This window comes from Burkholderia sp. YIM B11467, from assembly GCF_052952715.1.
In genome coordinates this window covers 256,943-278,643 of the sequence record NZ_JBQVSQ010000008.1, presented here as the reverse complement: position 1 = coordinate 278,643, position 21,701 = coordinate 256,943, and the positions used below count along the sequence as shown (strand labels likewise).

The window sequence follows — 21,701 nt, the reverse complement described above, 5'->3', positions numbered from 1 at the left end:
CCCCCCCCCCCCCCGCCCCGTTTGCGTCACGCGTTATTTAGTCAAGCGGCGCGGAACGCAGGTCACTCACCTGTTGTGGCGAGATCGGCGTACCGTTGTTGCCCCACGACATCCGGATGTACGTTACCACTGCTGCGACTTCCTGGTTCGACAGCGACTGCGCGAACGGCGGCATGCCGTACGGACGCGGGTTCTTGAACGTGCTCGGCGGATAGCCACCATTCAGCACCATGCGGATCGGGTTGACTGCCGATTCCATCATGATCGAGTGGTTGCCCGCGAGCGGCGGGTAGGCCGGCGGCTTGCCCGAGCCCGTTTCGGCGTGGCAGGTCGCGCAGTTGTCCGCGTAAATCTTCTTGCCCTGGTCGAACAGCGCGTTGCCGAACTGCTTCGACGGCTCGTACTGCATGTTCTTCGGCGCTTCAGCCTTCTGCGGGATCGACTTCAGGTACGTCGACATCGCGCGCGTATCTTCGTCGGTCATGTACTGCAGGCTGTTGTGGACCACGTCCGCCATCGGGCCGAACACCGCGCCCTTGTGCGACACGCCGGCTTGCAGCAGGTCGGACAGCTCCTGCACGTGCCAGTCGCCGAGGCCGAGTTCCTTGTCGTTCGTCAGCGACGGCGCATACCAGTTCTGCAGCGGGATCAGGCCGCCGGCGAACGCCGACGAGCTCACCGGGCCGCCCATCATGTTGATCGACGTGTGGCACATCGAGCAGTGGCCGAGGCCTTCGACGAGGTAGGCGCCGCGGTTCCACTCGACCGACTTCGTCGGATCCGGCTTGTACTCGCCTTCCTTGAAGAACAGCGTGCGCCAGCCGATCAGCAGGTTGCGGTTGTTGAACGGGAACTTCAGTTCGTGCGGACGGCTCGGCACCGACACCGGCGCGACCGAGCGCAGGTACGCGTAGATCGCATCCGAATCGGAGCGCGTGACCTTCGTGTAGCTCGCGAACGGGAAGCCCGGGTAGAGCAGGCTGCCGTCCTTCGAGCGACCCGTGTGCATCGCGCGGTAGAAGTCGTCCGACGTCCACTTGCCGATGCCGGCCTGGTCGTCCGGCGTGATGTTCGGCGTGTACATCGTGCCGAACGGCGTCGCCATCGGCAGGCCGCCCGCGAACGACTTGCCGCCGCGCACGGTGTGGCACGCGATACAGTCGCCGACGCGCGCGAGGTATTCGCCCTTCTTGATCAGCGCGGCCTGGTCGGCCGGCGTCGCGGCGACGGCGGAGGCGCCGTGCAGCGTGTCGTTGCCCGGCCACAGGACCGGCACGAGGGCGGCGGCCGCGACGATCGCGACGGCCGAGAGTGCAAACAGGGACTTGCGTTTCATTGTGTCTGTCTCCCTTGCCTTATTGCGGTTCGCTGCCGCAGGCGAGCGGAGTCTTCATCGAACGCGCCGGGGCCGGCACGGGGTTGGCGGGCGCCGGTTGCGCGGCGAGCCACGCGGTCACGGCCGTCACGTCTTCGTCGGAAAGCTTCGATGCGATGTCGTGCATGCAGTCGGGTGCCTTGGCGTGGCGGTTGCCCGAGCGCCATGCGCCGAGCTGCGCGCTCAGGTAATCGGCGTGCAGGCCGACGAGGCCGGGGATCGCCGGCTGCATGCCGGTCAGCCCTGCGCCGTGGCAGGCCACGCAGGCCGGCAGCTTGCGGGACGGATCGCCCTGCGTGACGAGCTGCTTGCCGCGTGCGAGCGTCGCGGCCGGCAGCGTCGGCTTGGCCGGCGTCGGGTACGGCGGACGCTCGGCCGAGAAGTGCTCGGCGATTTCGCGCAGGTAGTCGTCGTTCAGGTACGTCAGCAGGTAGTTCATCGGCGGGTACTTGCGCCGACCGTCACGGAAGTTGACGAGCTGGTTGTACAGGTACTCGGCCGGCTTGCCGGCAAGACGCGGGAAGTAGTCGTTGTCCGTGCCCTGGCCGTGGACGCCATGGCATGCAGTACAGCCGCGCACGCGCTCGGCCATGGTATCGGGTGCCTTGAGCGGCGCCTGCTGGGCGTGCGCTTGCTCCGTGGGCTTGGTCTGCGCTTGGGCAGCGCTCATAAGGCCCGCTCCGCCGATCAACAGAACGGCGAGCAGCGGACGGAAGAGGCGTCTTGAAGACACACGAGACTCCATGTTTATTCGTCGGGGACCTGTCCGGGCTACGATCGGCTCGGCGCGTGGACGGCAGGACAGCCGGGCTGCTGCGACGCGGCATTCTATCATCGATGGGTAATGACGGCTATTTGGCAAAACGACATCGGTTCCTGCCTGTTCGCGACTTGCGACAATTTGACGCGTATCGCGCCGTGTTTGTGTGAACCGGCGTGCGCTTTCACCATCGAAGACCGTACACTCGCGGGTCGCGCGGCGCCGCCTCCGCCGCAGGTCCAGTCATTTCTCCCGTTTCCGGATTCATCAATGACGTTTTCTACCGTGCCGTTGCCTCCTTCGCACTGTCTCTCCCGTTGCCGTCGCACTGACGGCCTGTCGTCTGCGGGAGGGTGCGCGCGATGAAGTTCGACAGCTTGTGGATCGGGCAGGTCGCGCTCGCGGCGCTGATGGACGCCGCGTTCGCGATGGCGGTCGGCTCGGCGCTGCTCAAGGCGTGGCTCGGCAAGGACGGCGCGAGGCCGATCGTCGCGCCTTCGCATCCCGCGTGGCTGCGTGCGCAACATTCGCTGGTCGCGGCGGCGCTGGCGCTCGTGCTCGCGGACCTCGGCTGGCTGGTCTACGAGGCCGCGACGATGAGCGGCGCGGGGCTCGGCGGCGCGTTCGCCGCGATTCCGACCGTGCTGATGCAGACGCACACGGGTTTCGCGTGGAGCGTCGCGTTCGCTGGCGCCGTGGTGCTCGCGATCGTCGCGCTGGCGAAGCCGGACAGCCCGGCCGCGCACGCGGTGCTGTGGCTCGCGGTGATCGTGGTCGCGGCCGGCAAGGCATCGCTCGGCCATGCAGCCGATACGGGCGCGCTGTCCGCGGCGGTCGGCGTGCAGACGCTGCACCTGCTCGCGACGGCGGTATGGGGCGGCCTCGTGCTCGCGGGCGGGCTCGCGGTGCTGCCGGCGCTCGGTTCGTCGGTCGCGCGCGGTGCGCTGATCCGCATCGGCCAGCATCTGTCGCGTACGTCGATCATCGCGGTCGTATTCGTGCTCGGCACGGGCGCGCTCAATGCGATCCGCGGGCTCGGCGGTTCGCTCGCACCGCTCGACGGCAGCACGTGGGGGCGCGTGTTGCTGCTGAAGCTGCTGCTCGTCGCGCTCGCGCTCGTGCTCGGCGGCCTGAACCGCTTCTCGGCGCTGCCGCGCCTGCGCCGCACCGCATCGACCGAGGACGCGCACACGTTCCGCAACATCCTGCATCTCGAAGGGCTGACGATGATCGGCGTGTTCGTCGCGGCCGCCGTGCTGTCGTTCAGCGTGCCGGGGTTCGCGGCGCTCGGCTGACGGCGGGTTCCACGCGGCGCGCGGCGGGGCCGCCGGGGCACGCCCGGCATGTGGTGCCCGTCGCGTCGCGCATGCAAAAACGGCCGCCTGTCGGGCGGCCGTACTCGAATCGATGCGTACCGCGCGGGCCGCAGCCGCGCGCGATGCGCATCGCGCTCACCACTCGGCGACGCTGCCGTCCGCGTGGCGCCACACCGGGTTGCGCCAGCGGTGGCCCGTCTTCGCCATCTCGCGCACCTTCTCCTCGTTGACGTCGATGCCGAGCCCCGGGCCCTGCGGGATCGCGACGAAGCCATCCTCGTAGCGGAACACCTCGGGGTTGCGCAGGTAGTCGAGCAGGTCGTTGCCCTGGTTGTAGTGGATGCCGAGGCTTTGTTCCTGGATGAACGCGTTGTAGCTGACCGCGTCGAGCTGCAGGCACGCGGCGAGCGCGATCGGGCCGAGCGGGCAGTGCAGCGCGAGCGCGACGTCGTAACTCTCCGCGAGCGTCGCGATCTTGCGGCACTCGGTGATGCCGCCGGCGTGCGATGCGTCGGGCTGGATGATGTCCACGTAACCGCCCGCGAGGATGTGCTTGAAGTCCCAGCGCGAATACAGCCGTTCGCCGAGCGCGATCGGCGTGTTGGTCTGGTTGACGATGTCGCGCAGCGCCTCGGCGTTCTCCGACAGCACCGGCTCCTCGATGAACATCAGCTTGTACGGGTCGAGCTCCTTCGCGAGCACCTTCGCCATCGGCTTGTGCACGCGGCCGTGGAAGTCGACGCCGATGCCGACGTGCGGGCCGACCGCGTCGCGCACGGCCGCGACGTTCGCGATCACCTGCTCGACCTTGTCGTAGGTGTCGACGATCTGCAGCTCCTCGGAGCCGTTCATCTTCACCGCCTTGAAGCCGCGCTCGACGACCGCGCGCGCATTGTTCGCGACGTCGCTCGGCCGGTCGCCGCCGATCCACGAATACACCTTGATGCGGTCGCGCACCTGGCCGCCGAGCAGCGCGTGCACCGGCACGCCGTGATGCTTGCCCTTGATGTCCCACAGCGCCTGGTCGACGCCCGCGATCGCGCTCATCATGATCGGGCCGCCGCGATAGAAGCCCGCGCGGTACATCACCTGCCAGTGATCCTCGATCAGCAGCGGATCGCGGCCGACGAGGTAGTCGGCCAGCTCCTGCACCGCAGCCTCGACCGTGTGCGCGCGGCCTTCGACGACCGGTTCGCCCCAGCCGATGATGCCCTCGTCGGTTTCGATCTTGAGGAACAGCCAGCGTGGCGGGACGACGAAGGTTTCGAGGCGGGTGATTTTCATGACGCGAGTCTCCATGGTTGACCGGCGCGGGCGCTCGGGCGCGGCGCACGGTCGCGTGCTTTGGCGGTTATCCTAGCGTAGGCCGATAAAAAATAGTATTAATAGCATTATTGTGCAGATAGTGGGCAGCCGGCCCGCCGGCCCAACGGAGAACGATCATTCAACGCGACCTGCATGGACAGACGGCCTTCCGGCTGGCGACGGCGATCCTGCGCGGCGACTATCCGCCCGAATCGCTGCTGCCGCGGGAGCCGGACCTGATGGAACTGTACGGCGTGAGCCGCACGGTGATGCGCGAGGCGCTGCGCACGCTGACGTCGAAGGGGCTGGTCGAATCGCGGCCGAAGGTCGGCACGCGCGTGCGGCCGCGCCGCGCGTGGAACCTGCTCGACGCCGACCTGCTCGACTGGTACGCGCGTGTCGCGCCGCCGCTCGCGTTCGCGCTGAAGCTGCAGGAGATGCGCGAGATGATCGAGCCGTACGCGGCCGCGCTCGCCGCGCGCGCGCATACGCCGGAAGCGTTCGACGCGATCGACGACGCGGCGCGCGCGATGGCCGCCGCGCGCAACGTCGACGAGTGGGTGCGTGCCGACCTGCGCTTTCACCTGGGCGTGCTCGAGGCCGGCGGCAACGAACTGCTGGTGCCGCTCGGCGCGCTGATCGATCGCACGCTCGAGGCGCAACTGCTTCTGAATGCGCGCCGCGCGGACGTCTACAACGCGTCGCTTGCCGAGCACACGGCCGTCAGCGACGCGATCCGCGTGCGCGACGAGGACGGCGCGCGCCGCGCGATGGCGACGCTGCTCGCGGTGACGCGCGCGCGGATCGAGATGTCGTGACGGAGAAGGGCGGCGGTGCGGCGCCGTCAGGCGCTCGCGCAGCCGCCCGGCTTGTGGATGCGCTCCGTCGACGCCGGGTACTTGGCAAGCAGGCTCGCCGACCGCCGCGGGCGCACGACCAGGTCGCCGCCGCAGTTCGGGCAGCGGCCCTTCAGCACGTTGTCGGTACAGCTTGCGCAGAACGTACATTCGAAGGTGCAGATGCGCGCATCCGCCGAATCGGGCGGCAGGTCCTTGTCGCAGCATTCGCAGCCGGGGCGCAGTTCGAGCATGAGTGTCTCCTCGTCTTGAAAAAATCCGGCGCCGGCGCGCGTTGCGCGCGGCGCGGGTGCGCGCTACTGTACCCGCATCGAATCGGCTTGGCCAATGGCGTCCGCCCGGGCGCCGTCGACGCGCGCGAGCCGCACCGGGAGACGACCATGCTTTATCGCGGAAGCTGTCATTGCGGAGACGTGAAGTTCGAGGCGGAAGGCGACCTGCAGGGCGTGATGGCGTGCAATTGCTCGATCTGCCAGCGCAAGGGCGCGCTGATGTGGTTCGTGCCGCGCGACCACATGAAGCTCCTCACGCCCGACGAGAATCTTGCGACCTACCTGTTCAACAAGCACGTGATCCGGCATCGTTTCTGCAAGCGCTGCGGGATCCATCCGTTCGGCGAAGGTGTCCATCCGAACGGCACCGCGATGGCGGCGATCAACGTGCGCTGCCTCGAGGATGTCGATATCGACGCGCTGCCCGTCACGCACTACGACGGCCGCTCGCACTGAGCGGCGCGTCACGGCATGAACCCGCGCGCCGGGCTCAGGACGGCCGCACCGCGGCGGCGCGCGGCGCGGGCATTTCCGCCTGCGGTGCGGAGCCCGCGGTGCGCGTGCCGGCATCGGCCGGGCGTTCGATCAGCGGCGCGAGCGCCGGCGCCATCGAGCGCAGCAACTGCACGGCCATCGCGCTCGTGAAGTCGTAACGCGCCGCATACGGTTCGTGCGCGGTCGCCGTCAGGACCCCGAAGAACCGGTCGCCGATCACGAACACGAACGTGCCGCTGCGGTTCACCTTGCGCGACTCGATCAGCCGCGCGCCGCGCGCGTAGATGTTGAAGCGCTGGTCGCCCGTCCCCGTCTTGCCGTACACCTCGAGCGTCTTGCCGTCGGGCAGCGTGAACCCGCCCGCGAGGCGGCGCGCGGTGCCGTTGAGCACGACGTCGCGCAGCAGCGTGTGCGCCACGTTGACGATCTCGGGCGACAGCATCGGCTGCGGCTTTGCGGCCGCGCGCACGAAGCGCGTTTCGTACGGCGTGTCCTTCGCGAAGTCGAGCCGCGTGATGGTTTCCGTCGGTGCTTTCTGGCCGCCGTTCGCGATCAGGCCGATCAGTTTCGCGAGCGCGTCGGGCTGGTCGCCCGATGCGCCGATCGCGGCCGCGTAGGACGGCGTGACTTCCGCGAACGGATAGCCAAGTGCGCGCCACGCCTTCGTGATTTCCGCATACGCACGCAACTCGACCATGCGACGGATGCGCCGGTCCTGGGTCGCGTGGTAGCGCGTCTTGTACAGCCACGAGTACGTGTAGAAACGCGCATCGCGGCTGTCGCGCTGGACATCGCCGAGCGACGCGCCCGGGTGTGCGCGCAGGTAGTTGAGCGTCCACAGCGCGAGCGGGTGCACGCTCGCGATATAACCGCGATCGTTGAGGTTGAAGCGGTCGATCGCGTACTTCGCGTAGAGCGCGGCGAGATCGTCGTCGGACAGCGTCGCGGCCGGCGTGCCCTTCAGTTGCGCGCGCATCTGCGCATCGAACCATGCAAGCGACTCGTTCGGCGCGACGCTGCGCAGCACGGTCGCGATCTTCGGCGGCGACTTGCGCACGTCGTGCAGCATCAGCGCGAGCGCGTCGTCGGGCGCCTTGCCCGCATAGCGCGTGTAGTAGCGCTTCACGTAGACCTGGCTTTCGCCGTCGACGAACTGCTGCAGGTAATGCTGGCGCTGCTCGGGATCGTTGAGCCACGACGACGACGGGCCGGCCGCCTGCAGCGTCTCGTAGTGGACGATGTCGCGCATCAGTCGCACGAACACGAGGTTGACCGAATGCTCGAACGCCGCGTGCAGCGTCAGGATGCGACCGTTGTCCGACTTTTCGAAGTTCGAGAACACCTGCGCGCCACCGCCCGTATAGAACACGTCGGGGCTCGCCGAATACTTGCGTTCGACGGCCGCGTCGAGCATCGCCTGCAGCGAGCGGTCGCGCGTATGCGACAGGTAGTCGAGCGCCCAGTGCGACAGCCCGTCGATCGGGTCGGGCTTCACCCGGGCCAGTTCCGCATTCGACAGGTTCGCATAACGCGCATGCAGGTCGGAGACGATCTGCAGGTACGTGATCAGCGTCCGCAGTTTCGCGGTCGAGCCGAGGTTGATGCGGCCGCCGCGGTTCACGTCGAACGGCTCGTTCACGCTGTCGGTCTGCACGCGCAACATGTTCGCGCCGTTGCGTCGCTCGTACAGCGTGAAGCTGTACGTGAGATGCGACGGATCGTCCTTCGGCGCGAGCATCTCGAAGCCGTACAGGCCAGCGGCCTGCGCGCCGTCGCGGGTCGACGCCAGCGCGAGCCGCTGGGCGACGGCCTGCTGCACGCCGTTGTCGAGCGTGCTCGTGGCCTGCAGGTCGAACTGGTCGAGCTGGTACAGGTCGCTGATGCCGAGCGCCGACAGCAGCGACGCGCGCGCGGACGTCACGGCCTTGCGCGACACGAACGACTGCACGTGCGCGGCGGCCGGCGGCGCGCTGCGTTCGATCCGCGCGGCGAGCGCGGCATCGCGCAGCGCGGGCGAGATCACGCCGCCGCTCGACAGCAGCCGCAGGTAGCTGTCGGTCAGCCGCTGCAGCGCCGGATAGCCGCTGTTGAGGAAGTACGACGGCGCGCGTTGCGCGATGATCAGCGACAGCACCTCGCGGAACGTCTTGCCCTGTTCGTCGACGTTGTCGCCGGTCGTCGGCGCGGACAGGATGCGGTTCACGTCGTTGAAGTCGCGCCCGTACCACGCGGTGAGACCGTCGCCGATGCCCGTGATCTCGCCGACGTGCGGCCGCGCGGCGAGCGGCACCGAGTTCAGGTAGCGCACGACGATCGTGCGGCGCGCGAGCATCGTCTGCGGGCCGTTCAGGTACGCGCGGACCGATGCGGATGCAATCTGCCGCAGCTTTTCGGGCGGCGTCGCGGTGCGGCCTTCGGGCGAATGGCGGAACTTCTCGATCTGCGTCGCGAGCGTGCTGCCGCCCGGGCGCGCCTGGTGACGGTTGACGACGTGCAGCGCCTGGTCGGCGACCGCGCGGCTGAAGCGCCCCCAGTCGATCGCCGGATTGCGGTTCGGCTGGTTCGCGTCGAGCAGGTAGCGATCCTCGATGAACAGCAGCGAATCGGCGACCACGCGCGGCACCATGTCGAAGTCGGCGTAGACGCGCTGCGGGAACACGGTCGCGAACAGCGGCGCGCCGGTCGAGTCGAACAGCATCAGGCCCGCCTGGTCCTTCTCGTCATAGGGGAGGAACAACCCGCGATCGCCGAGCGACAGCATCCGCTGCGAATCGCGCGCCTGCTTGCTGACGACGAAACCGCGCGCGAGCAGCCGCTCCTGGAACGACGGAATCATCGCGTAGCCGAGGCGCTGGTCGTAAGGGCCGTTCGCGGGGAAACGGATGTGATCGCTCGGGCCCGTCTCGACCGTGTAGCCGACGTCGCGGGTGAGTTCGGACAGATAGTGCGCCTGCAGCCGGGACGTTTCGATCTCGGTCTGCACGAGTCGCGCAACGATCGCCGCCGCGATCACCAGCGCGGCGAGCAAAGACCACTTGACCCACGTCCAGACCGATGCGAGACCGGTCACGCGCGGCAGGATACGATTCAGCGGCCGATTCATGGCGGCGTCTCCCTGAAGGCGCGGGCTCCGGCCGCACCCCATTAAGGATTAGTGTAGTCCTCAACGGCGGGCTGCCAAGGGTGGTTCTCTACCGAGATGCGCCGACGCAACGCGCGTGCCTGTGACGCGCCGCAACCGGCGTTGCGGTGCGGCGGCGCGCACCATCGCAGGCTAACGTTTGCGCGCTTCGCGCCGACGGTTCCGCGCGACAAGGGTGTCGGCGGGCAGGCCCGGGCGGCCGGGCCGACGGACGATGCACCGGTTTCGTGCGCTGCCGCGCGGGGCAATTCGGGACGGAACCTGTTCCGGAAATCGCGGCCGGCGCACGGCGACGCTACGGGTTTCCGCGATAGTCGCGCGCGCCGGCCGCGGGTAGCATCGCCGGATGTGCGGCGCATTTCCGCTTTCGCCGGGAGTCCCATGCCGATCCATCCCGTCGCGCTGGTTTGCACGGCCATCCTCGGGTTGCTGCTGTTCGGGCTCGGGCTCGTCGTGTCCGTCACGCGCTTCCGGCACACCACCGGATCCGGGTGTGCGTCCGATCCGACGAACGGGCTGCACAAGGTCGTGCGCGCGCACGGCAACACGGCCGAATACGCGCCGTTTCTCGCGGTGCTGTTTCTCTATTTCGGCGCGCACGATCCGTCGCGCGCGATCCTGTCGCTGATCGTCGCGGCGACCGCGTGCCGCTGCCTGCTCGTGATCGGATTGCTCGCGTGGCCGACGATGGCCGCGCCGAATCCCGTGCGTTTCATCGGAGCGCTCGGCACCTATCTGTGCGGTGCCGCGCTGTGTATCGCGCTGTTCGTCTGATTCAGGTGCGATAGCCGGCCGGGTCCGGCGCGCCGCCCGCAGGCTGCCGCGCCATCGAATCCACCTGCGCCGTGGAAGCCTTCGTTCAAAGCAGCAGATCGAGTTGATCGAACAGCCGCCGGTTCTCCGTTGCGGCGGAGCGGCCGCGCTTGCGGATCGTTTGCGACAGGCTGTCGACGAAGCACTGGCTTGCCTGGCTGCGCATCGCGTTGTGCAGGCCGATGACGGCGACGCGGCCGGCGTCGAAGCGCTCGGCGAGCTCGAGCGGCTGCGCCCAGTCGCGCATCGCGTCGGTGAGAAGCAGCGGCTCGGGGCAATGGCTGAGCATGTCGTTGCGGCGGACGAGTTCCAGCATCAGCGCGCTGGAATGGGCGCAATGCAGGCGGGAACGATCGATCGCGGCGCCGTGCTGCCAGAAGATGTTGTGCATCGTCTCGTCATAGCTGGTCGCCGTGTAGTTGACCGCCCAGTCCTGCTCGAGCAGGTCGTGAATCGAACGCCGGTTCGCGAGCGGGTGGCCACGCCGCGCCACCACGCACGATTGATACGAGAACAGCGGCTCGTGATCGAATTCCCGGCTCGACACGACCGACGTCAGCGGCACGACCGACAGGTCCAGCGTGCCTTCCCGCAGTCGCGGCAACGCGACGGCCGTCAGGCCCTCGAAGATCTCGAGCTGCACCTTCGGCATCTTCTTGCGGAACAGCGTGATCGCTTCGGTCATGAACGTCAGCATGACAAGCGGCGTGACTGCAATCGTGAGCTTGCCGGTCTGGTCGCCGCGCAGCCGCGCGAGCGCGTCGTTCGCGCGTTCGAACTGCCCGATGATCAGCCGTGCATGACCCAGTAGCGTATGCCCGGCGTCGGTGAGGCTGACGCCGCTCGAGCTGCGCGACAGCAGCGTCAGTTTCTGGTCCTGCTCAAGTTCGCGCAGCGCCTTCGTCACCGCGGCCTGCGATACGCCGAGCAGCCTTGCCGCCGCCCGGATGCTGCCCGCGTCGGCGACCGCGACCAATGCATGGATCTGATGATTTTTCATACGATAGGCGTGGCCGTGCACCGTGATAACCATTGGTTGTCAATATAACCAAATTGCGGCTTCCGGCGACGAATTGCGCTGCTTATGATCGGCTCCGCCTTGGTTGTCAGACCTACACGGAAGCCTCTACATGTCCAGCCCGTCCAATCAATTCGTGCCGCAAGGCATGCGCGATATCGAACGCGAGATGATCGCGCTGCGTCGGCAGATTCATGCCGATCCGGAGCTGAGCTTCCAGGAATACGCGACGAGCGCGCTGGTCGCGGAACGTCTTGCGCAGTGGGGCTACGACGTGCATGGCGGGATCGGCGATACCGGGGTCGTCGGGACGCTCGGCAACGGCGCCGGACGCACGATCGGACTCCGGGCGGACATGGATGCGTTGCCGATCGTCGAGGCGACCGGGTTGCCGTATGCGAGCACGAACCCGGGCGTCATGCATGCCTGCGGTCACGACGGACATACGGCGATGCTCCTCGCCGCCGCGCGGTATCTGGCGCAGAACCGGTGCTTTTCGGGCACCGTGCGCGTGATCTTCCAGCCTGCGGAAGAAAGCGGCGGCGGCGCGCTGCGAATGCTCGAGGAAGGCTTGCTCGAGCGCTTTCCCTGCGATGCCGTATTCGCGATGCACAACATGCCGGGCTTGCCGGCTGGCCAGTTCGGATTCCGAAGCGGTGCATTCATGGCATCCGCCGACTCGGTCACGATTCGCATCGCCGGTTACGGCGGCCACGGCGCGATCCCGCACAAGACGGTCGACCCGGTCGTCGCGAGCGCGTCGCTCGTCATGGCGCTGCAAACGGTGGTGGCACGCAATGTCGATCCGCTCGAAACGGCCATCGTGACGGTCGGATCGATACACGCGGGCAGTGCGTCCAACATCGTTCCCGACGCCGCCGTCATCGGCCTGTCGGTGCGTGCGCTCGATCCCGGCGTGCGCGACCTGCTGCAAGCGCGGGTCACCGCGCTTGCGCACGCTCACGCGGAGGGGTTCGGCGCGCGGGCGGAGGTCGAGTACGAGCGCGGTTATCCGGTGCTGATCAATCACCCCGACGAGACCCGGCTGGCCGAATCCGTCGCTCGCGACTGGCTCGGCGACGGCGGACTCGTCCGCGACATGAAGCCGATCACGAACAGCGAGGATTTCGCGTATGTGCTCGAGCGCTGCCCCGGCTGTTACCTGTTGATCGGCAACGGTGAGGGCAAGGGCGGATGCATGGTCCACAACCCGGGTTACGACTTCAACGACGACATCCTGCTGACCGGCGCGAGCTACTGGGTCCGGCTGGTCGAACGCTTCCTCGCGTAACGCGGCCCCGCTTCACCCGGAGCAGACAGGCGCCGTCGCCTGCCTGCCGTTCGAACAAACATTGACGGCAACGCGTTCGTGCCACGCGCGAACGTGCTTTCTCATCCTGGCTTGGAGACACCATGAAACGCCTTGTCCGCTCTAGTCTGTTCGCGCTCTGCGCCATTCCGCTGCTCGCTTCCGCGGGTGAGCCGCAGACCCTTCGCTTCGGCATCGATCCGACCTATCCGCCGTTCGAATCGAAGCTGCCCGACGGTTCGTTCGTCGGCTTCGACGTCGATCTCGGCAATGCGATCTGCGCGAACCTGCGTATGCGTTGCGTATGGGTGGAGCAGGGCTTCGACGCGATCATTCCCGCGCTGAAGGCGCGCAAGTTCGACGCAATCCTGTCCGCGATGACGGCCACGCCGGCGCGCAGGCAGCAGATCGATTTCACCGACCGTCTCTATTCGGGTGCGCCGCGCCTGATCGCGCGGGCGGGCTCCACGTTGCAGCCGACCGCGGAATCGTTGAAGGGGCGCCGGATCGGTGTTCAGCAAGGGTCGTTGCAGGAGACTTATGCGCGGGCCGAATGGGCGTCGAAGGGCGTGGAGGTCGTGTCGTATCCGGGTACCGACCAGATCTATCAGGACCTCACGACCGGCCGCCTCGACGCGTCGTTCCAGGCGGCCGTCCAGGCCGACATGGGGTTCCTGCGCACGCCGCGCGGCAAGGCGTTCGCGTTTGCCGGCGCCGAAGTCAAGGACAAGCGTGCAGCGGGCGAAGGTGTCGCGATCGGTATCCGCAAGGACGACACGCAGCTCGGGGCGAAGATCAATCAGGCGATCGCGTCCATTCGCAAGAGCGGCGAGTACGACAAGCTCGCGCGCAAGTATTTCACGTTCGATATCTACGGCGAGTAAGCGTGACGGCCCGGGTTTCCCGGGCATCTGACGCGGGGCCGACGGATTCGCGACATCCACCGACGCATGCCGGGGACGGTGCACGCGCGCAACGGGCGCGTCGTGCGCGCTCGCGGCCGACCGTCCCGCCTGTTCGGCAAATCGGAGGAGACTGAAACATGAAAAAGCAGATGATCGGCCTGTTGCTGGCCGGCGGCGCGGTAACGTCGGCACACGCCCAAAACAGCGTCACGCTGTACGGATTGATCGACGAAGGCGTGAACTACACGAGCAACGTGAACGGCCACTCGGCGTGGGAAATGTCGAGCGGCATCGTGCAGGGCAGCCGCTGGGGGATCAAGGGCGGCGAGGATCTCGGCGGCGGGTTCAAGGCCGTGTTCAGGCTCGAGAACGGTTTCGACGTCAACACCGGCCGGCTCAACCAGGGCGGCCGCGAATTCGGCCGGCAGGCGTATGTCGGTCTGTCGAAGGACGGCGTGGGTACGCTGACGTTCGGCCGCCAGTACGACTCGCTGGTCGAATTCCTCGGGCCGTTGACCGCGAACGGCAGTTGGGGCGGCTTCATCTTCGATCACCCGTACGGCAACGACAACACCGACAACTTCTTCCGGCTCGACAACGCGGTGCAGTTCTACAGCGCCGATCTGTCGGGCTTCCAGATGAGCGCGACCTACGCGTTCTCGAACAGCGCGGGCCGGTTTTCGCTGAATAATGCGCAGAGCGTGGGCGCGGGCTATTCGAACGGTCCGTTGACGGTCGGCATCGGATACCTGAACGTCAATCGCGGCGGCGCCAACACGGTCGGCGCGGTGACCACGGACGACGCGGGCTTCCTCGCGGAGCGCCAGCGCGTGTTCGGTGCAGGCATCAACTATCAGCTCGGCAAGGCGATGCTCGGCTTCGTCTACACGCACAGCGACATGAAGAACCCGACGTCGTTCCAGTACATCAGCGGTTCGATCGTGCCTGCGGGACAGGCCGTGTCGCACCTGAAGTTCGACAACTATGAAGTCGCCGCGACCTACCAGGTGACGCCGGCGCTGCTGCTCGGCGCGATGTACTACTACACGCAAGGGTCGCTCGACGCGTCCACCGGAAAATCCCGGCCGCATTGGCAGACGGTCGGCCTGATGGCGGACTACAACCTGTCGAAGCGGACCGACGTGTATATCCAGGGCAGCTACATGAAGGTGAACGGATCGACGGGGACGGCGCTCGACCATGCCTACAATCCGGCCGCCGACGATTCGTCGTCGAACGACCGCCAACTGATGGCGCGCATCGGGATTCGCCACAAGTTCTGACGGGCGCGGCCGCGGCGACCGGCACGCGGCGGCCGCGCGGGGTGATATGCTCCCGGGACGCCCGCGACCGACGGGCGGATTCCGACTGCCCGCGCGCGGCTCGCTGCCGCGCGGCGCGGCGTTTCCGAGGGAAGAACCGACATCATGAGCCGCAAATTCATTCTGAAGGGCGACACCACCGACCACGGCGGCGTGGTGCTCGAAGGGATCGCCAATTCGTCGTTCGACGGACGCGAGCTCGCCTATCTCGGCGCGCCCGTGTTCTGCGCCGCGTGCAAGTCGCCGGGCGTGATCGTGTCGGACGGCGGCGAGCGGACGATGACCGTGATGGGCAAGGTCGTCGCGCTCGAACACGACCTGTGCCAGTGCCTGTGCACGCCGCAGCCGAAACTGATTGCGTCGCAGGCGACGGGCACCATCACGGGATGAAACCCGCCGCGCGGATGCGGTTGCCCTCCGCGTAGCATCGACGTACGGCCGCCGGTCGTCAGACGCTGCCTTCGGTCTCGATCACGAGGATGCGCGCTTCGCCGAGCGGATGCGCGACGTGCTCGGTGCCGACCGTCGCGTGGAACACGTCGCCCGCTTCGAGCACCGTCGCGTGCTCGACGCCTGCTTCGCGATAGCGCATCTCGACGCGACCGTCGAGCACCGCGAACACTTCCTCGTCGTCGTTCACATGCCATCGATAGGGCTGGTCGGTCCAGTGCAAGCGGACCGTGACGCCGTTCAGGTTCGCGATGTCGAGCGCGCCCCACGGGCGGTCCGCGGTGAACGCGGCGCTGCGGATGATGTTCATCGATATGTTCTCCTGCGCGAATGCGCGTTGTTTGCCGGCCAATTTCCCCGTACCCGCATTCAGCGCGACGTCGCGCGCAGCGCCTGCTCGATGATCTGCTTGCGCTTCGCGAAGCCGGCCGCCGACCGCTCGGTGGCACGCTTCACGACCGAAGCCGGCGCGGTGTCGGGCGAGCCCGCGTCGAACGGCGGCGCGGGCGCGTATTCGAGCTGCAGCTGGATCGCCTGCGCCTCTTCGTCGCCGGCCAGTTCCGCGGCGATCGTCAGCGCGAAGTCGATGCCGGCAGTCACGCCGCCGCCCGTGATCAGGTTGCCGTCGCGCACGACGCGCTCGCGCACGGGCACCGCGCCCAGCGGTTCGAGCAGCGCGTGGAACGCCCAGTGCGTCGTCGCGCGCCGCCCGCGCAGCAGGCCGGCCACACCGAGCAGCAGCGCGCCCGTGCAGACCGACGTCACGTAGCGCGCGCTGGCCGCGCGTTGCTGTACGAACGCGATCGTTTCGGCATCGAGCAGCAGGTCGTTGATTCCGATTCCGCCGGGGATGCAGATCACGTCGAGCGGCGGGCAGTCGTCGAAGGTGGTCGTCGGCGCGAGCGCGAGGCCGCTGCTCGACGCGACGGCGTCGCGCGACTTCCACACCAGATGGACGGCCGCGTCGGGTAGCGACGCGAGCACGTCGTGCGGGCCGGTGAGATCGAGTTGCTGGACGCCCGGAAACACGAGTAAGCCGATATGCAGGGTCATGCGAAGACTCCGAGTGGAAGTGGCACACGCCGTTGGCGGCACATGATGGACAGATCGATTCTAGGCGCGTAGTGTTTGGCGAAATCGCCATATCACCCACGTTTTCAGCCAATCGCCATGCCTGCCGCTCCGCGTTCGATCCTGGTCCTCGCGTTCCCCCGCGCGCAACTGCTCGACGTGTCGGGGCCGCTGCAGGTGTTTGCGTCCGTCAACGAACTCGCGCTGGAGCGCGGGCAGCCCGCGCCGTATGCGCCCCGAGTCGTCGCGGCCGATGCCGGGCCCATCGAGACGTCGTCGGGCCTCGTCGTGATGGCTGAGTCGCTGCGCTCGGCCGCGCGCCGTCCCGATACGCTGATCGTCGCCGGCGGCAAGGGCGTGCACGCGGCATCGCGGGATGCACGGCTGGTGCGTTGGGTACGGCAGCAGGCCGGGCGCGCGCGACGCATCGCGTCGGTCTGCACCGGCGCGTTCCTGCTCGCGGAGGCCGGCCTGCTCGACGGGCGGCGCGCGGTCACGCACTGGGCGCGCTGCGACGAATTCGCGGCGCGCTACCCGAACGTGCACGTCGAGTCCGACCCGATCTTCATCCGCGAAGGCGCGCTGTGGACGTCCGCCGGCGTGACGGCCGGCATCGATCTCGCGCTCGCGCTGGTCGAGGAGGATCTCGGACGCGCGACCGCACTCGACGTCGCGCGCGAACTCGTCGTGTTCCTGAAACGTCCGGGCGGCCAGGCGCAGTTCAGCGCGATGCTATCGATGCAGCGCACCGACGAGCGGTTCGGCGAGCTGCATGCGTGGATGGCCGAGCACCTGACGGCCGACCTGTCGGTGCCCGCGCTGGCCGAGCGCGTGCGCATGAGCGAGCGCAGCTTCGTGCGCCACTATCGCGCGGGAACCGGCCGCACGCCCGCGCGCGCCGTCGAGCAGATCCGCGTCGAGGCCGCGCAGCGCCTGCTCGGCGAAACGGCATGGCCGGTCAAGCGGATCGCCGCGCGTTGCGGATTCGGTTCGGAGGAGACGCTGCGGCGCAGTTTCGTGCGCGTGCTGGGCGTGTCGCCGCAGGGGTATCGCGAGCGGTTCGTGCGGTGACGCACGGGGTTCGGCTCGGGGCCGGAGCGGATATCGTCCGGTACTGAACGGAAATCGATCGCTTTCCAGTGCGAAATGCCGAAACTATTCGGGACGATAGAACAATAGGTGGGGGCTTGTGCCGCGCCCGCTGCGCGCTCTATTCTGTTCCGTTGGCGATTCGAAGGGGGGCAGCATGGACCGAATCCAGGCAATGGAAGTTTTTACCCGCGTGGTCGACGCAAACAGCTTCACGCGCGCGGCCGACACGCTCGCGATGCCGCGCGCGTCGGTGACGACCATCATCCAGAATCTCGAGGCGCTGCTCGGCGTGCGCCTGATGCACCGGACGACGCGCCGGCTGTCGCTGACGCCGGAGGGTGCCGCGTACTACGAGCATTGCACGAAGATCATCTCGGAGATCGCGGAAGCCGACGCGAGTTTCCAGGTCGGCAACCGCAAGCCGAGCGGCGTGCTGCGCGTCCACATGCCGAGTTCGCTCGGGCGGCGCGTCGTGTTGCCGTCGCTGTCGATTTTCCGGCAGAGCTATCCGGACATCACGCTCGAACTCGGGCTCTCCGACCGCTATGTGGATCCGGTCGAGGAGGGCATCGACTGCATGATCCGGGTCGGGCCGCTCGAGGATTCGTCGATGGTCGCGCGGCGGATCGGGATGCTCAAGCGCGTGACCTGCGCGTCGCCCGACTACCTCGCGCGCCATGGCGAGCCGCACGAGATTGCCGATCTTGCCGAGCATCATGCGGTGAATTTTCGGTCGAGCCACGGCGCGCGGGCGATTCCGTGGGTGTTCATGATCGACGGCAAGCCGTTCGAGGTGCGGATGAACGCGAGCGTGACGGTCAACGATTCCGATGCCTACGTGACGTGCGGGCTCGAAGGGTTCGGGATGATCCAGCCGACGCTGTTCATGGTGCTGCCGAACCTGCTCGACGGATCGCTGGTCGAGGTGCTGCCGGACTGCAATCCGAAGCCGAAGCCGATCTCGATCGTCTACCCCCACAACCGGCATCTGTCGCAGAAGGTGCGCGTGTTCGCCGACTGGATCGCGGAGCTGTTCGAGTCGACGCCGTCGCTGGAAGGCGGGGAGAACTGGCGCGGGCGGGTGCAGGGAAAGGCGGCGGAGGAGCGGCGTGGGGCGGTGGCGGCGTAGCTTGGTGCGCTGCGCGTGTGACCGGTGGCACGAGTGGCGGCCGATCAGAACGGCCGTATGCCGATGCGCGGATTCAGGCACGCGTAGATGAGGCTGAAGGTCAGCAGCGCAAACAGCAGCGACGTGACGATGCGGGCGATCGAGCCGATGCGTTCGATCCGGATGAAGAGGGTGCTGCCGACGAGCATCAGGGCGACGCCCGCGTAGAAGTCGTTGGCGAAATCGCCGAAGTCGCGTTCGACGAGGCTGTCCGCAAAGCTCATGTAGTCGTAGCTCAGCAGGTGGCGCAACTGGTCGGGCGTCGACAGGTTGACGAACGTGCCGGCGACGGGCACGAGCCCGATCAGCGTGAACAGTGCGGCGATGATGATCGTGATGCGTCGTTTCATCGGTCAGCCCACGTTGTAGAACGCGTGGATCTGCGCGTTGACGAGCACGATCAGCATGACGATGGCCCAGCCGAGCACGAACGCGAAGCGCCTGCGGCCGCGATGGGCGTCGAGTGCAAACAGCGCGGCCAGTGCGTTGAGGGCGGCCAGCACGAGGACGTAGAAGCGGCTCGCGAACAGGTCGGCTTCGGGGATTGCGCGGTCGACGCGATTGACCCAGTGGTAGGTGATCGGTTTGAGGGCGACGCCTTCGCTGATCACGACCGGGTCGAGCAGGCGGGAGAGTGGCGGAGCGCCGGCGCCGACGTAGCAGAGCACGACGACTGCCAGTGCAAGCGCGGCGATGCGCGATATCTTGTCGGGATGAGTCGGGATCATCGGGCGCCGTCGGTCGTGTGCTGGACGGCGTCATTGTGCCTTCGAAGCAGCGCGCTATCGATGTCGGTCGAGGTGACGCGAGCGGGATGGCGGGGTGATCGGCCCAGAAAAGCGAAAACGGTGCGACGCAAGGGGGCAGTCTTGAGGATTGCGCCGAATCTGTACGACGAGGAGCCGTTAAAGGAATAGGGCTCGCGGACAACTCGCAGAGACCAAACTGAAAAAGCCCGGTAGATCTTTGATCTACCGGGCTTTCGCATTTGGTGGCGAATCAGGGATTCGAACCCCGGACCTGCGGATTATGATTCCGTCGCTCTAACCGACTGAGCTAATTCGCCGAAGAAATAAATTATGCCGATGAGGCGTTTTGCTGTCAACACCTTTTTTCATCTTGCGTGAAAAAAGTTGCCTCCGGCCCGTGCTGGCTTCGTCGCGGGGCGGGTTGCCGTTAGCCGGAACGCATCCGGAAACCGCCGCCCGCCCGCGCGTCGGCATCAGTCCTGCGCGTAGATGTTCGTGTCCTTCGTCTCCTTGACGAACAGCAGCCCGATCACGAACGTGGCCAGCGCGATCACGATCGGATACCAGAGTCCCGAATAGATGTTGCCCTTCGCCGCGACGATCGCGAACGCGGTTGCCGGCAGGAAGCCGCCGAACCAGCCGTTGCCGATGTGATACGGCAGCGACATCGACGTATAGCGGATCCGCGTCGGGAACATCTCGACCAGCATCGCGGCGATCGGCCCGTAGACCATCGTCACGTAGATCACGAGGATCGTCAGGATCACGATCGTCATCGGCCAGTTGAGCTGCGCGGGATCGGCCTTCGCCGGATAACCGGCCGACTTCAGCGTGGTCGCGAGCGTCTTGTCGAACGCCGCCCCCTTCGCCTTCGCGTCGGTCCCCTTGGCGTCGTACGCTTCGACCACGGTGTCACCCACCTTGATCTGCGCGGTCGTGCCGGCCGGTGCCGCGACGTTCTCGTAGTTCAGGCCCGCCTTCGCGAGCGCGCTCTTCGCGATGTCGCACGAGTCGGTGAACTTCGACGTGCCGACCGGGTTGAACTGGAACGAGCAGGTGGCCGGATCGGCGACGACGGTGATCGGTGCCTTCTGCGTGGCGATCTCGAGCTGCGGGTTCGCGTAGTGCGTGAGTGCCTTGAACAGCGGGAAGTAGGTCAGCGCCGCGATCAGGCAGCCCGCGAGGATGATCGGCTTGCGGCCGATCTTGTCCGACAGCGAACCGAAGAACAGGAAGAACGGCGTGCCGATCAGGAGCGCGATCGCGATCAGGATGTTCGCGCTCGCGCCGTCGACCTTCAGCGTCTGCGTGAGGAAGAACAGCGCGTAGAACTGGCCCGTGTACCACACGACGGCCTGGCCGGCCGTCAGGCCGACGAGCGCGAGGATCACGATCTTCAGGTTCTTCCACTGGCCGAACGCTTCGGTCAGCGGCGCCTTCGACGTCTTGCCTTCCGCCTTGATGCGCAGGAACACCGGCGATTCGTTCAGCTGCAGCCGGATCCACACCGACACCGCGAGCAGCGCGATCGATGCGACGAACGGCACGCGCCAGCCCCAGCTGCCGAACGCTTCCTCGCCGATGAAGGTGCGCACGCCGAGAATCACGAGCAGCGACAGGAACAGCCCAAGCGTCGCCGTCGTCTGGATCCACGCGGTGTAGAAGCCGCGGCGGTTCGCCGGCGCATGCTCGGCGACGTAAGTCGCCGCACCGCCGTACTCGCCGCCGAGCGCGAGGCCCTGCAACAGCCGCATCGCGATGAAGAGCACGGGCGCGGCGATGCCGATCGACGCATAGCCGGGCAGGAAGCCGACCACGAACGTCGAGATACCCATGATCACGATCGTCACGAGGAACGTGTGCTTGCGTCCGACCATGTCGCCGAGCCGGCCGAACACGATCGCGCCGAACGGGCGCACGGCGAAGCCGGCCGCGAAGCCGAGCAGCGTGAAGATGAACGCGGCGGTCGGATTGACGCCGGAGAAGAAGCTCTTGCTGATGTAGGCCGCGAGTGAGCCGGCCAGGTAAAAGTCGTACCACTCGAACACGGTGCCGAGCGACGACGCGAAGATCACCTTCTTCTCTTCGCCCGTCATCGGCGAGTGCGAAATTTGCCCGCCTAACGTTGCCATGAATCGTCTCCAAGTCCCTTGATATAGATGTGCGGCCGCCTTGGGTGGGCGGGCCTGTCGACGATTATTGGCACGGAAACTTACGGCGCACTGACTTGCACACACAAAACGACTGCGCGTTAACCCGTGGCGAATCGGCCGCCATACGTG

21 protein-coding genes and 1 tRNA gene are annotated in these 21,701 nt (G+C 67.1%); 10 read left to right on the top strand and 12 right to left on the bottom strand.

Going from position 1 to position 21,701, the window contains the following annotated elements:
• Nucleotides 1-37: 37 nt before the first annotated feature.
• Complete coding sequence (locus ACTRWB_RS26740; RefSeq protein ID WP_129512901.1) at nt 38-1,336, bottom strand: c-type cytochrome; 1,299 nt, start codon at nt 1,334-1,336, stop codon at nt 38-40.
• 19 nt (nt 1,337-1,355) lie between these two features.
• Entirely contained in the window at nt 1,356-2,120 is a 765-nt protein-coding gene (locus tag ACTRWB_RS26735) for a c-type cytochrome (RefSeq protein ID WP_069747114.1), read from the bottom strand.
• 377 nt (nt 2,121-2,497) lie between these two features.
• On the opposite strand from ACTRWB_RS26735, the gene ACTRWB_RS26730 reads away from it, so the two are divergent.
• Nucleotides 2,498-3,430, top strand: coding sequence for a CopD family protein (locus ACTRWB_RS26730; protein WP_129512900.1), 933 nt, complete (start codon nt 2,498-2,500; stop codon nt 3,428-3,430).
• Between the two features lie 156 nt (nt 3,431-3,586).
• Here the strand turns inward: ACTRWB_RS26730 and dgoD are convergent, their stop codons facing one another.
• Nucleotides 3,587-4,735 carry a galactonate dehydratase gene (gene dgoD, locus ACTRWB_RS26725; RefSeq protein ID WP_006483258.1) on the bottom strand — a complete coding sequence of 383 codons (1,149 nt, stop codon included), beginning with the start codon at nt 4,733-4,735 and terminating at the stop codon, nt 3,587-3,589.
• A gap of 155 nt (nt 4,736-4,890) precedes the next feature.
• On the opposite strand from dgoD, the gene ACTRWB_RS26720 reads away from it, so the two are divergent.
• Nucleotides 4,891-5,574 (top strand): FadR/GntR family transcriptional regulator, encoded by a 684-nt coding sequence (locus tag ACTRWB_RS26720; protein ID WP_129512899.1) that lies wholly within the window; start codon nt 4,891-4,893, stop codon nt 5,572-5,574.
• 26 nt (nt 5,575-5,600) lie between these two features.
• Here the strand turns inward: ACTRWB_RS26720 and ACTRWB_RS26715 are convergent, their stop codons facing one another.
• Nucleotides 5,601-5,846 carry a DUF1272 domain-containing protein gene (locus ACTRWB_RS26715; protein ID WP_129512898.1) on the bottom strand — a complete coding sequence of 82 codons (246 nt, stop codon included), beginning with the start codon at nt 5,844-5,846 and terminating at the stop codon, nt 5,601-5,603.
• Nucleotides 5,847-5,993: 147 nt separating this feature from the next.
• Between ACTRWB_RS26715 and ACTRWB_RS26710 the strand changes: the two genes are divergently transcribed.
• Nucleotides 5,994-6,341 carry a GFA family protein gene (locus tag ACTRWB_RS26710; RefSeq protein ID WP_048242801.1) on the top strand — a complete coding sequence of 116 codons (348 nt, stop codon included), beginning with the start codon at nt 5,994-5,996 and terminating at the stop codon, nt 6,339-6,341.
• A gap of 34 nt (nt 6,342-6,375) precedes the next feature.
• Here ACTRWB_RS26710 and ACTRWB_RS26705 read toward each other — a convergent pair whose 3' ends face one another.
• The gene (locus ACTRWB_RS26705; protein WP_446903598.1) at nt 6,376-9,483 is read right to left on the bottom strand and encodes a transglycosylase domain-containing protein; all 3,108 of its coding nucleotides are present in this window, start codon (nt 9,481-9,483) and stop codon (nt 6,376-6,378) included.
• Between the two features lie 420 nt (nt 9,484-9,903).
• On the opposite strand from ACTRWB_RS26705, the gene ACTRWB_RS26700 reads away from it, so the two are divergent.
• Complete coding sequence (locus ACTRWB_RS26700) at nt 9,904-10,296, top strand: MAPEG family protein (protein ID WP_412023080.1); 393 nt, start codon at nt 9,904-9,906, stop codon at nt 10,294-10,296.
• An 85-nt stretch (nt 10,297-10,381) separates the two neighbouring features.
• Here ACTRWB_RS26700 and ACTRWB_RS26695 read toward each other — a convergent pair whose 3' ends face one another.
• Nucleotides 10,382-11,335 carry a LysR family transcriptional regulator gene (locus tag ACTRWB_RS26695; RefSeq protein ID WP_446903597.1) on the bottom strand — a complete coding sequence of 318 codons (954 nt, stop codon included), beginning with the start codon at nt 11,333-11,335 and terminating at the stop codon, nt 10,382-10,384.
• A gap of 130 nt (nt 11,336-11,465) precedes the next feature.
• Between ACTRWB_RS26695 and ACTRWB_RS26690 the strand changes: the two genes are divergently transcribed.
• The 4 genes from ACTRWB_RS26690 to ACTRWB_RS26675 all read left to right on the top strand — a co-directional run bounded on the left by ACTRWB_RS26690 (nt 11,466) and on the right by ACTRWB_RS26675 (nt 15,279).
• Nucleotides 11,466-12,644: a M20 aminoacylase family protein gene (locus ACTRWB_RS26690; protein ID WP_446903596.1), complete on the top strand. Its 1,179-nt coding sequence runs from the start codon at nt 11,466-11,468 to the stop codon at nt 12,642-12,644.
• A gap of 122 nt (nt 12,645-12,766) precedes the next feature.
• Nucleotides 12,767-13,546, top strand: coding sequence for an ABC transporter substrate-binding protein (locus ACTRWB_RS26685; RefSeq protein ID WP_446903595.1), 780 nt, complete (start codon nt 12,767-12,769; stop codon nt 13,544-13,546).
• A 158-nt stretch (nt 13,547-13,704) separates the two neighbouring features.
• Nucleotides 13,705-14,850 carry a porin gene (locus ACTRWB_RS26680; RefSeq protein ID WP_446903594.1) on the top strand — a complete coding sequence of 382 codons (1,146 nt, stop codon included), beginning with the start codon at nt 13,705-13,707 and terminating at the stop codon, nt 14,848-14,850.
• Between the two features lie 144 nt (nt 14,851-14,994).
• Entirely contained in the window at nt 14,995-15,279 is a 285-nt protein-coding gene (locus ACTRWB_RS26675; RefSeq protein WP_048242675.1) for a PAAR domain-containing protein, read from the top strand.
• 58 nt (nt 15,280-15,337) lie between these two features.
• Here the strand turns inward: ACTRWB_RS26675 and ACTRWB_RS26670 are convergent, their stop codons facing one another.
• Together ACTRWB_RS26670 and ACTRWB_RS26665 are read right to left on the bottom strand one after the other, a co-directional pair.
• Nucleotides 15,338-15,649 (bottom strand): cupin, encoded by a 312-nt coding sequence (locus tag ACTRWB_RS26670; protein WP_129512890.1) that lies wholly within the window; start codon nt 15,647-15,649, stop codon nt 15,338-15,340.
• A gap of 59 nt (nt 15,650-15,708) precedes the next feature.
• Complete coding sequence (locus tag ACTRWB_RS26665; RefSeq protein ID WP_446903593.1) at nt 15,709-16,392, bottom strand: DJ-1/PfpI family protein; 684 nt, start codon at nt 16,390-16,392, stop codon at nt 15,709-15,711.
• A 117-nt stretch (nt 16,393-16,509) separates the two neighbouring features.
• On the opposite strand from ACTRWB_RS26665, the gene ACTRWB_RS26660 reads away from it, so the two are divergent.
• Both ACTRWB_RS26660 and ACTRWB_RS26655 read left to right on the top strand, forming a co-directional pair.
• Entirely contained in the window at nt 16,510-17,481 is a 972-nt protein-coding gene (locus tag ACTRWB_RS26660; RefSeq protein WP_446903592.1) for a GlxA family transcriptional regulator, read from the top strand.
• Nucleotides 17,482-17,656: 175 nt separating this feature from the next.
• Nucleotides 17,657-18,631: a LysR family transcriptional regulator gene (locus ACTRWB_RS26655; RefSeq protein WP_193098979.1), complete on the top strand. Its 975-nt coding sequence runs from the start codon at nt 17,657-17,659 to the stop codon at nt 18,629-18,631.
• Between the two features lie 44 nt (nt 18,632-18,675).
• Here ACTRWB_RS26655 and ACTRWB_RS26650 read toward each other — a convergent pair whose 3' ends face one another.
• From ACTRWB_RS26650 to ACTRWB_RS26635, 4 genes are all read right to left on the bottom strand, one after another.
• Complete coding sequence (locus ACTRWB_RS26650; RefSeq protein ID WP_446903591.1) at nt 18,676-19,020, bottom strand: hypothetical protein; 345 nt, start codon at nt 19,018-19,020, stop codon at nt 18,676-18,678.
• 3 nt (nt 19,021-19,023) lie between these two features.
• Nucleotides 19,024-19,398, bottom strand: coding sequence for a hypothetical protein (locus ACTRWB_RS26645; RefSeq protein ID WP_446903590.1), 375 nt, complete (start codon nt 19,396-19,398; stop codon nt 19,024-19,026).
• 261 nt (nt 19,399-19,659) lie between these two features.
• Nucleotides 19,660-19,736, bottom strand: a tRNA-Met gene (locus ACTRWB_RS26640).
• Nucleotides 19,737-19,892: 156 nt separating this feature from the next.
• Entirely contained in the window at nt 19,893-21,551 is a 1,659-nt protein-coding gene (locus ACTRWB_RS26635) for an MFS transporter (RefSeq protein ID WP_343494778.1), read from the bottom strand.
• Nucleotides 21,552-21,701: the final 150 nt, after the last annotated feature.

Coding starts and splice junctions, on each gene's coding strand:
- ACTRWB_RS26635 (WP_343494778.1), bottom strand. CDS start 21,551: ATGGCAACGTTAGGCGGGCAAATTTCGCACTCGCCGATGACGGGCGAA.
- ACTRWB_RS26690 (WP_446903596.1), top strand. CDS start 11,466: ATGTCCAGCCCGTCCAATCAATTCGTGCCGCAAGGCATGCGCGATATC.
- ACTRWB_RS26715 (WP_129512898.1), bottom strand. CDS start 5,846: ATGCTCGAACTGCGCCCCGGCTGCGAATGCTGCGACAAGGACCTGCCG.
- ACTRWB_RS26700 (WP_412023080.1), top strand. CDS start 9,904: ATGCCGATCCATCCCGTCGCGCTGGTTTGCACGGCCATCCTCGGGTTG.
- ACTRWB_RS26665 (WP_446903593.1), bottom strand. CDS start 16,392: ATGACCCTGCATATCGGCTTACTCGTGTTTCCGGGCGTCCAGCAACTC.
- ACTRWB_RS26680 (WP_446903594.1), top strand. CDS start 13,705: ATGAAAAAGCAGATGATCGGCCTGTTGCTGGCCGGCGGCGCGGTAACG.
- ACTRWB_RS26730 (WP_129512900.1), top strand. CDS start 2,498: ATGAAGTTCGACAGCTTGTGGATCGGGCAGGTCGCGCTCGCGGCGCTG.
- ACTRWB_RS26670 (WP_129512890.1), bottom strand. CDS start 15,649: ATGAACATCATCCGCAGCGCCGCGTTCACCGCGGACCGCCCGTGGGGC.
- ACTRWB_RS26695 (WP_446903597.1), bottom strand. CDS start 11,335: ATGAAAAATCATCAGATCCATGCATTGGTCGCGGTCGCCGACGCGGGC.
- ACTRWB_RS26735 (WP_069747114.1), bottom strand. CDS start 2,120: ATGGAGTCTCGTGTGTCTTCAAGACGCCTCTTCCGTCCGCTGCTCGCC.
- ACTRWB_RS26740 (WP_129512901.1), bottom strand. CDS start 1,336: ATGAAACGCAAGTCCCTGTTTGCACTCTCGGCCGTCGCGATCGTCGCG.
- ACTRWB_RS26655 (WP_193098979.1), top strand. CDS start 17,657: ATGGACCGAATCCAGGCAATGGAAGTTTTTACCCGCGTGGTCGACGCA.
- dgoD (WP_006483258.1), bottom strand. CDS start 4,735: ATGAAAATCACCCGCCTCGAAACCTTCGTCGTCCCGCCACGCTGGCTG.
- ACTRWB_RS26650 (WP_446903591.1), bottom strand. CDS start 19,020: ATGAAACGACGCATCACGATCATCATCGCCGCACTGTTCACGCTGATC.
- ACTRWB_RS26705 (WP_446903598.1), bottom strand. CDS start 9,483: ATGAATCGGCCGCTGAATCGTATCCTGCCGCGCGTGACCGGTCTCGCA.
- ACTRWB_RS26645 (WP_446903590.1), bottom strand. CDS start 19,398: ATGATCCCGACTCATCCCGACAAGATATCGCGCATCGCCGCGCTTGCA.
- ACTRWB_RS26685 (WP_446903595.1), top strand. CDS start 12,767: ATGAAACGCCTTGTCCGCTCTAGTCTGTTCGCGCTCTGCGCCATTCCG.
- ACTRWB_RS26710 (WP_048242801.1), top strand. CDS start 5,994: ATGCTTTATCGCGGAAGCTGTCATTGCGGAGACGTGAAGTTCGAGGCG.
- ACTRWB_RS26675 (WP_048242675.1), top strand. CDS start 14,995: ATGAGCCGCAAATTCATTCTGAAGGGCGACACCACCGACCACGGCGGC.
- ACTRWB_RS26660 (WP_446903592.1), top strand. CDS start 16,510: ATGCCTGCCGCTCCGCGTTCGATCCTGGTCCTCGCGTTCCCCCGCGCG.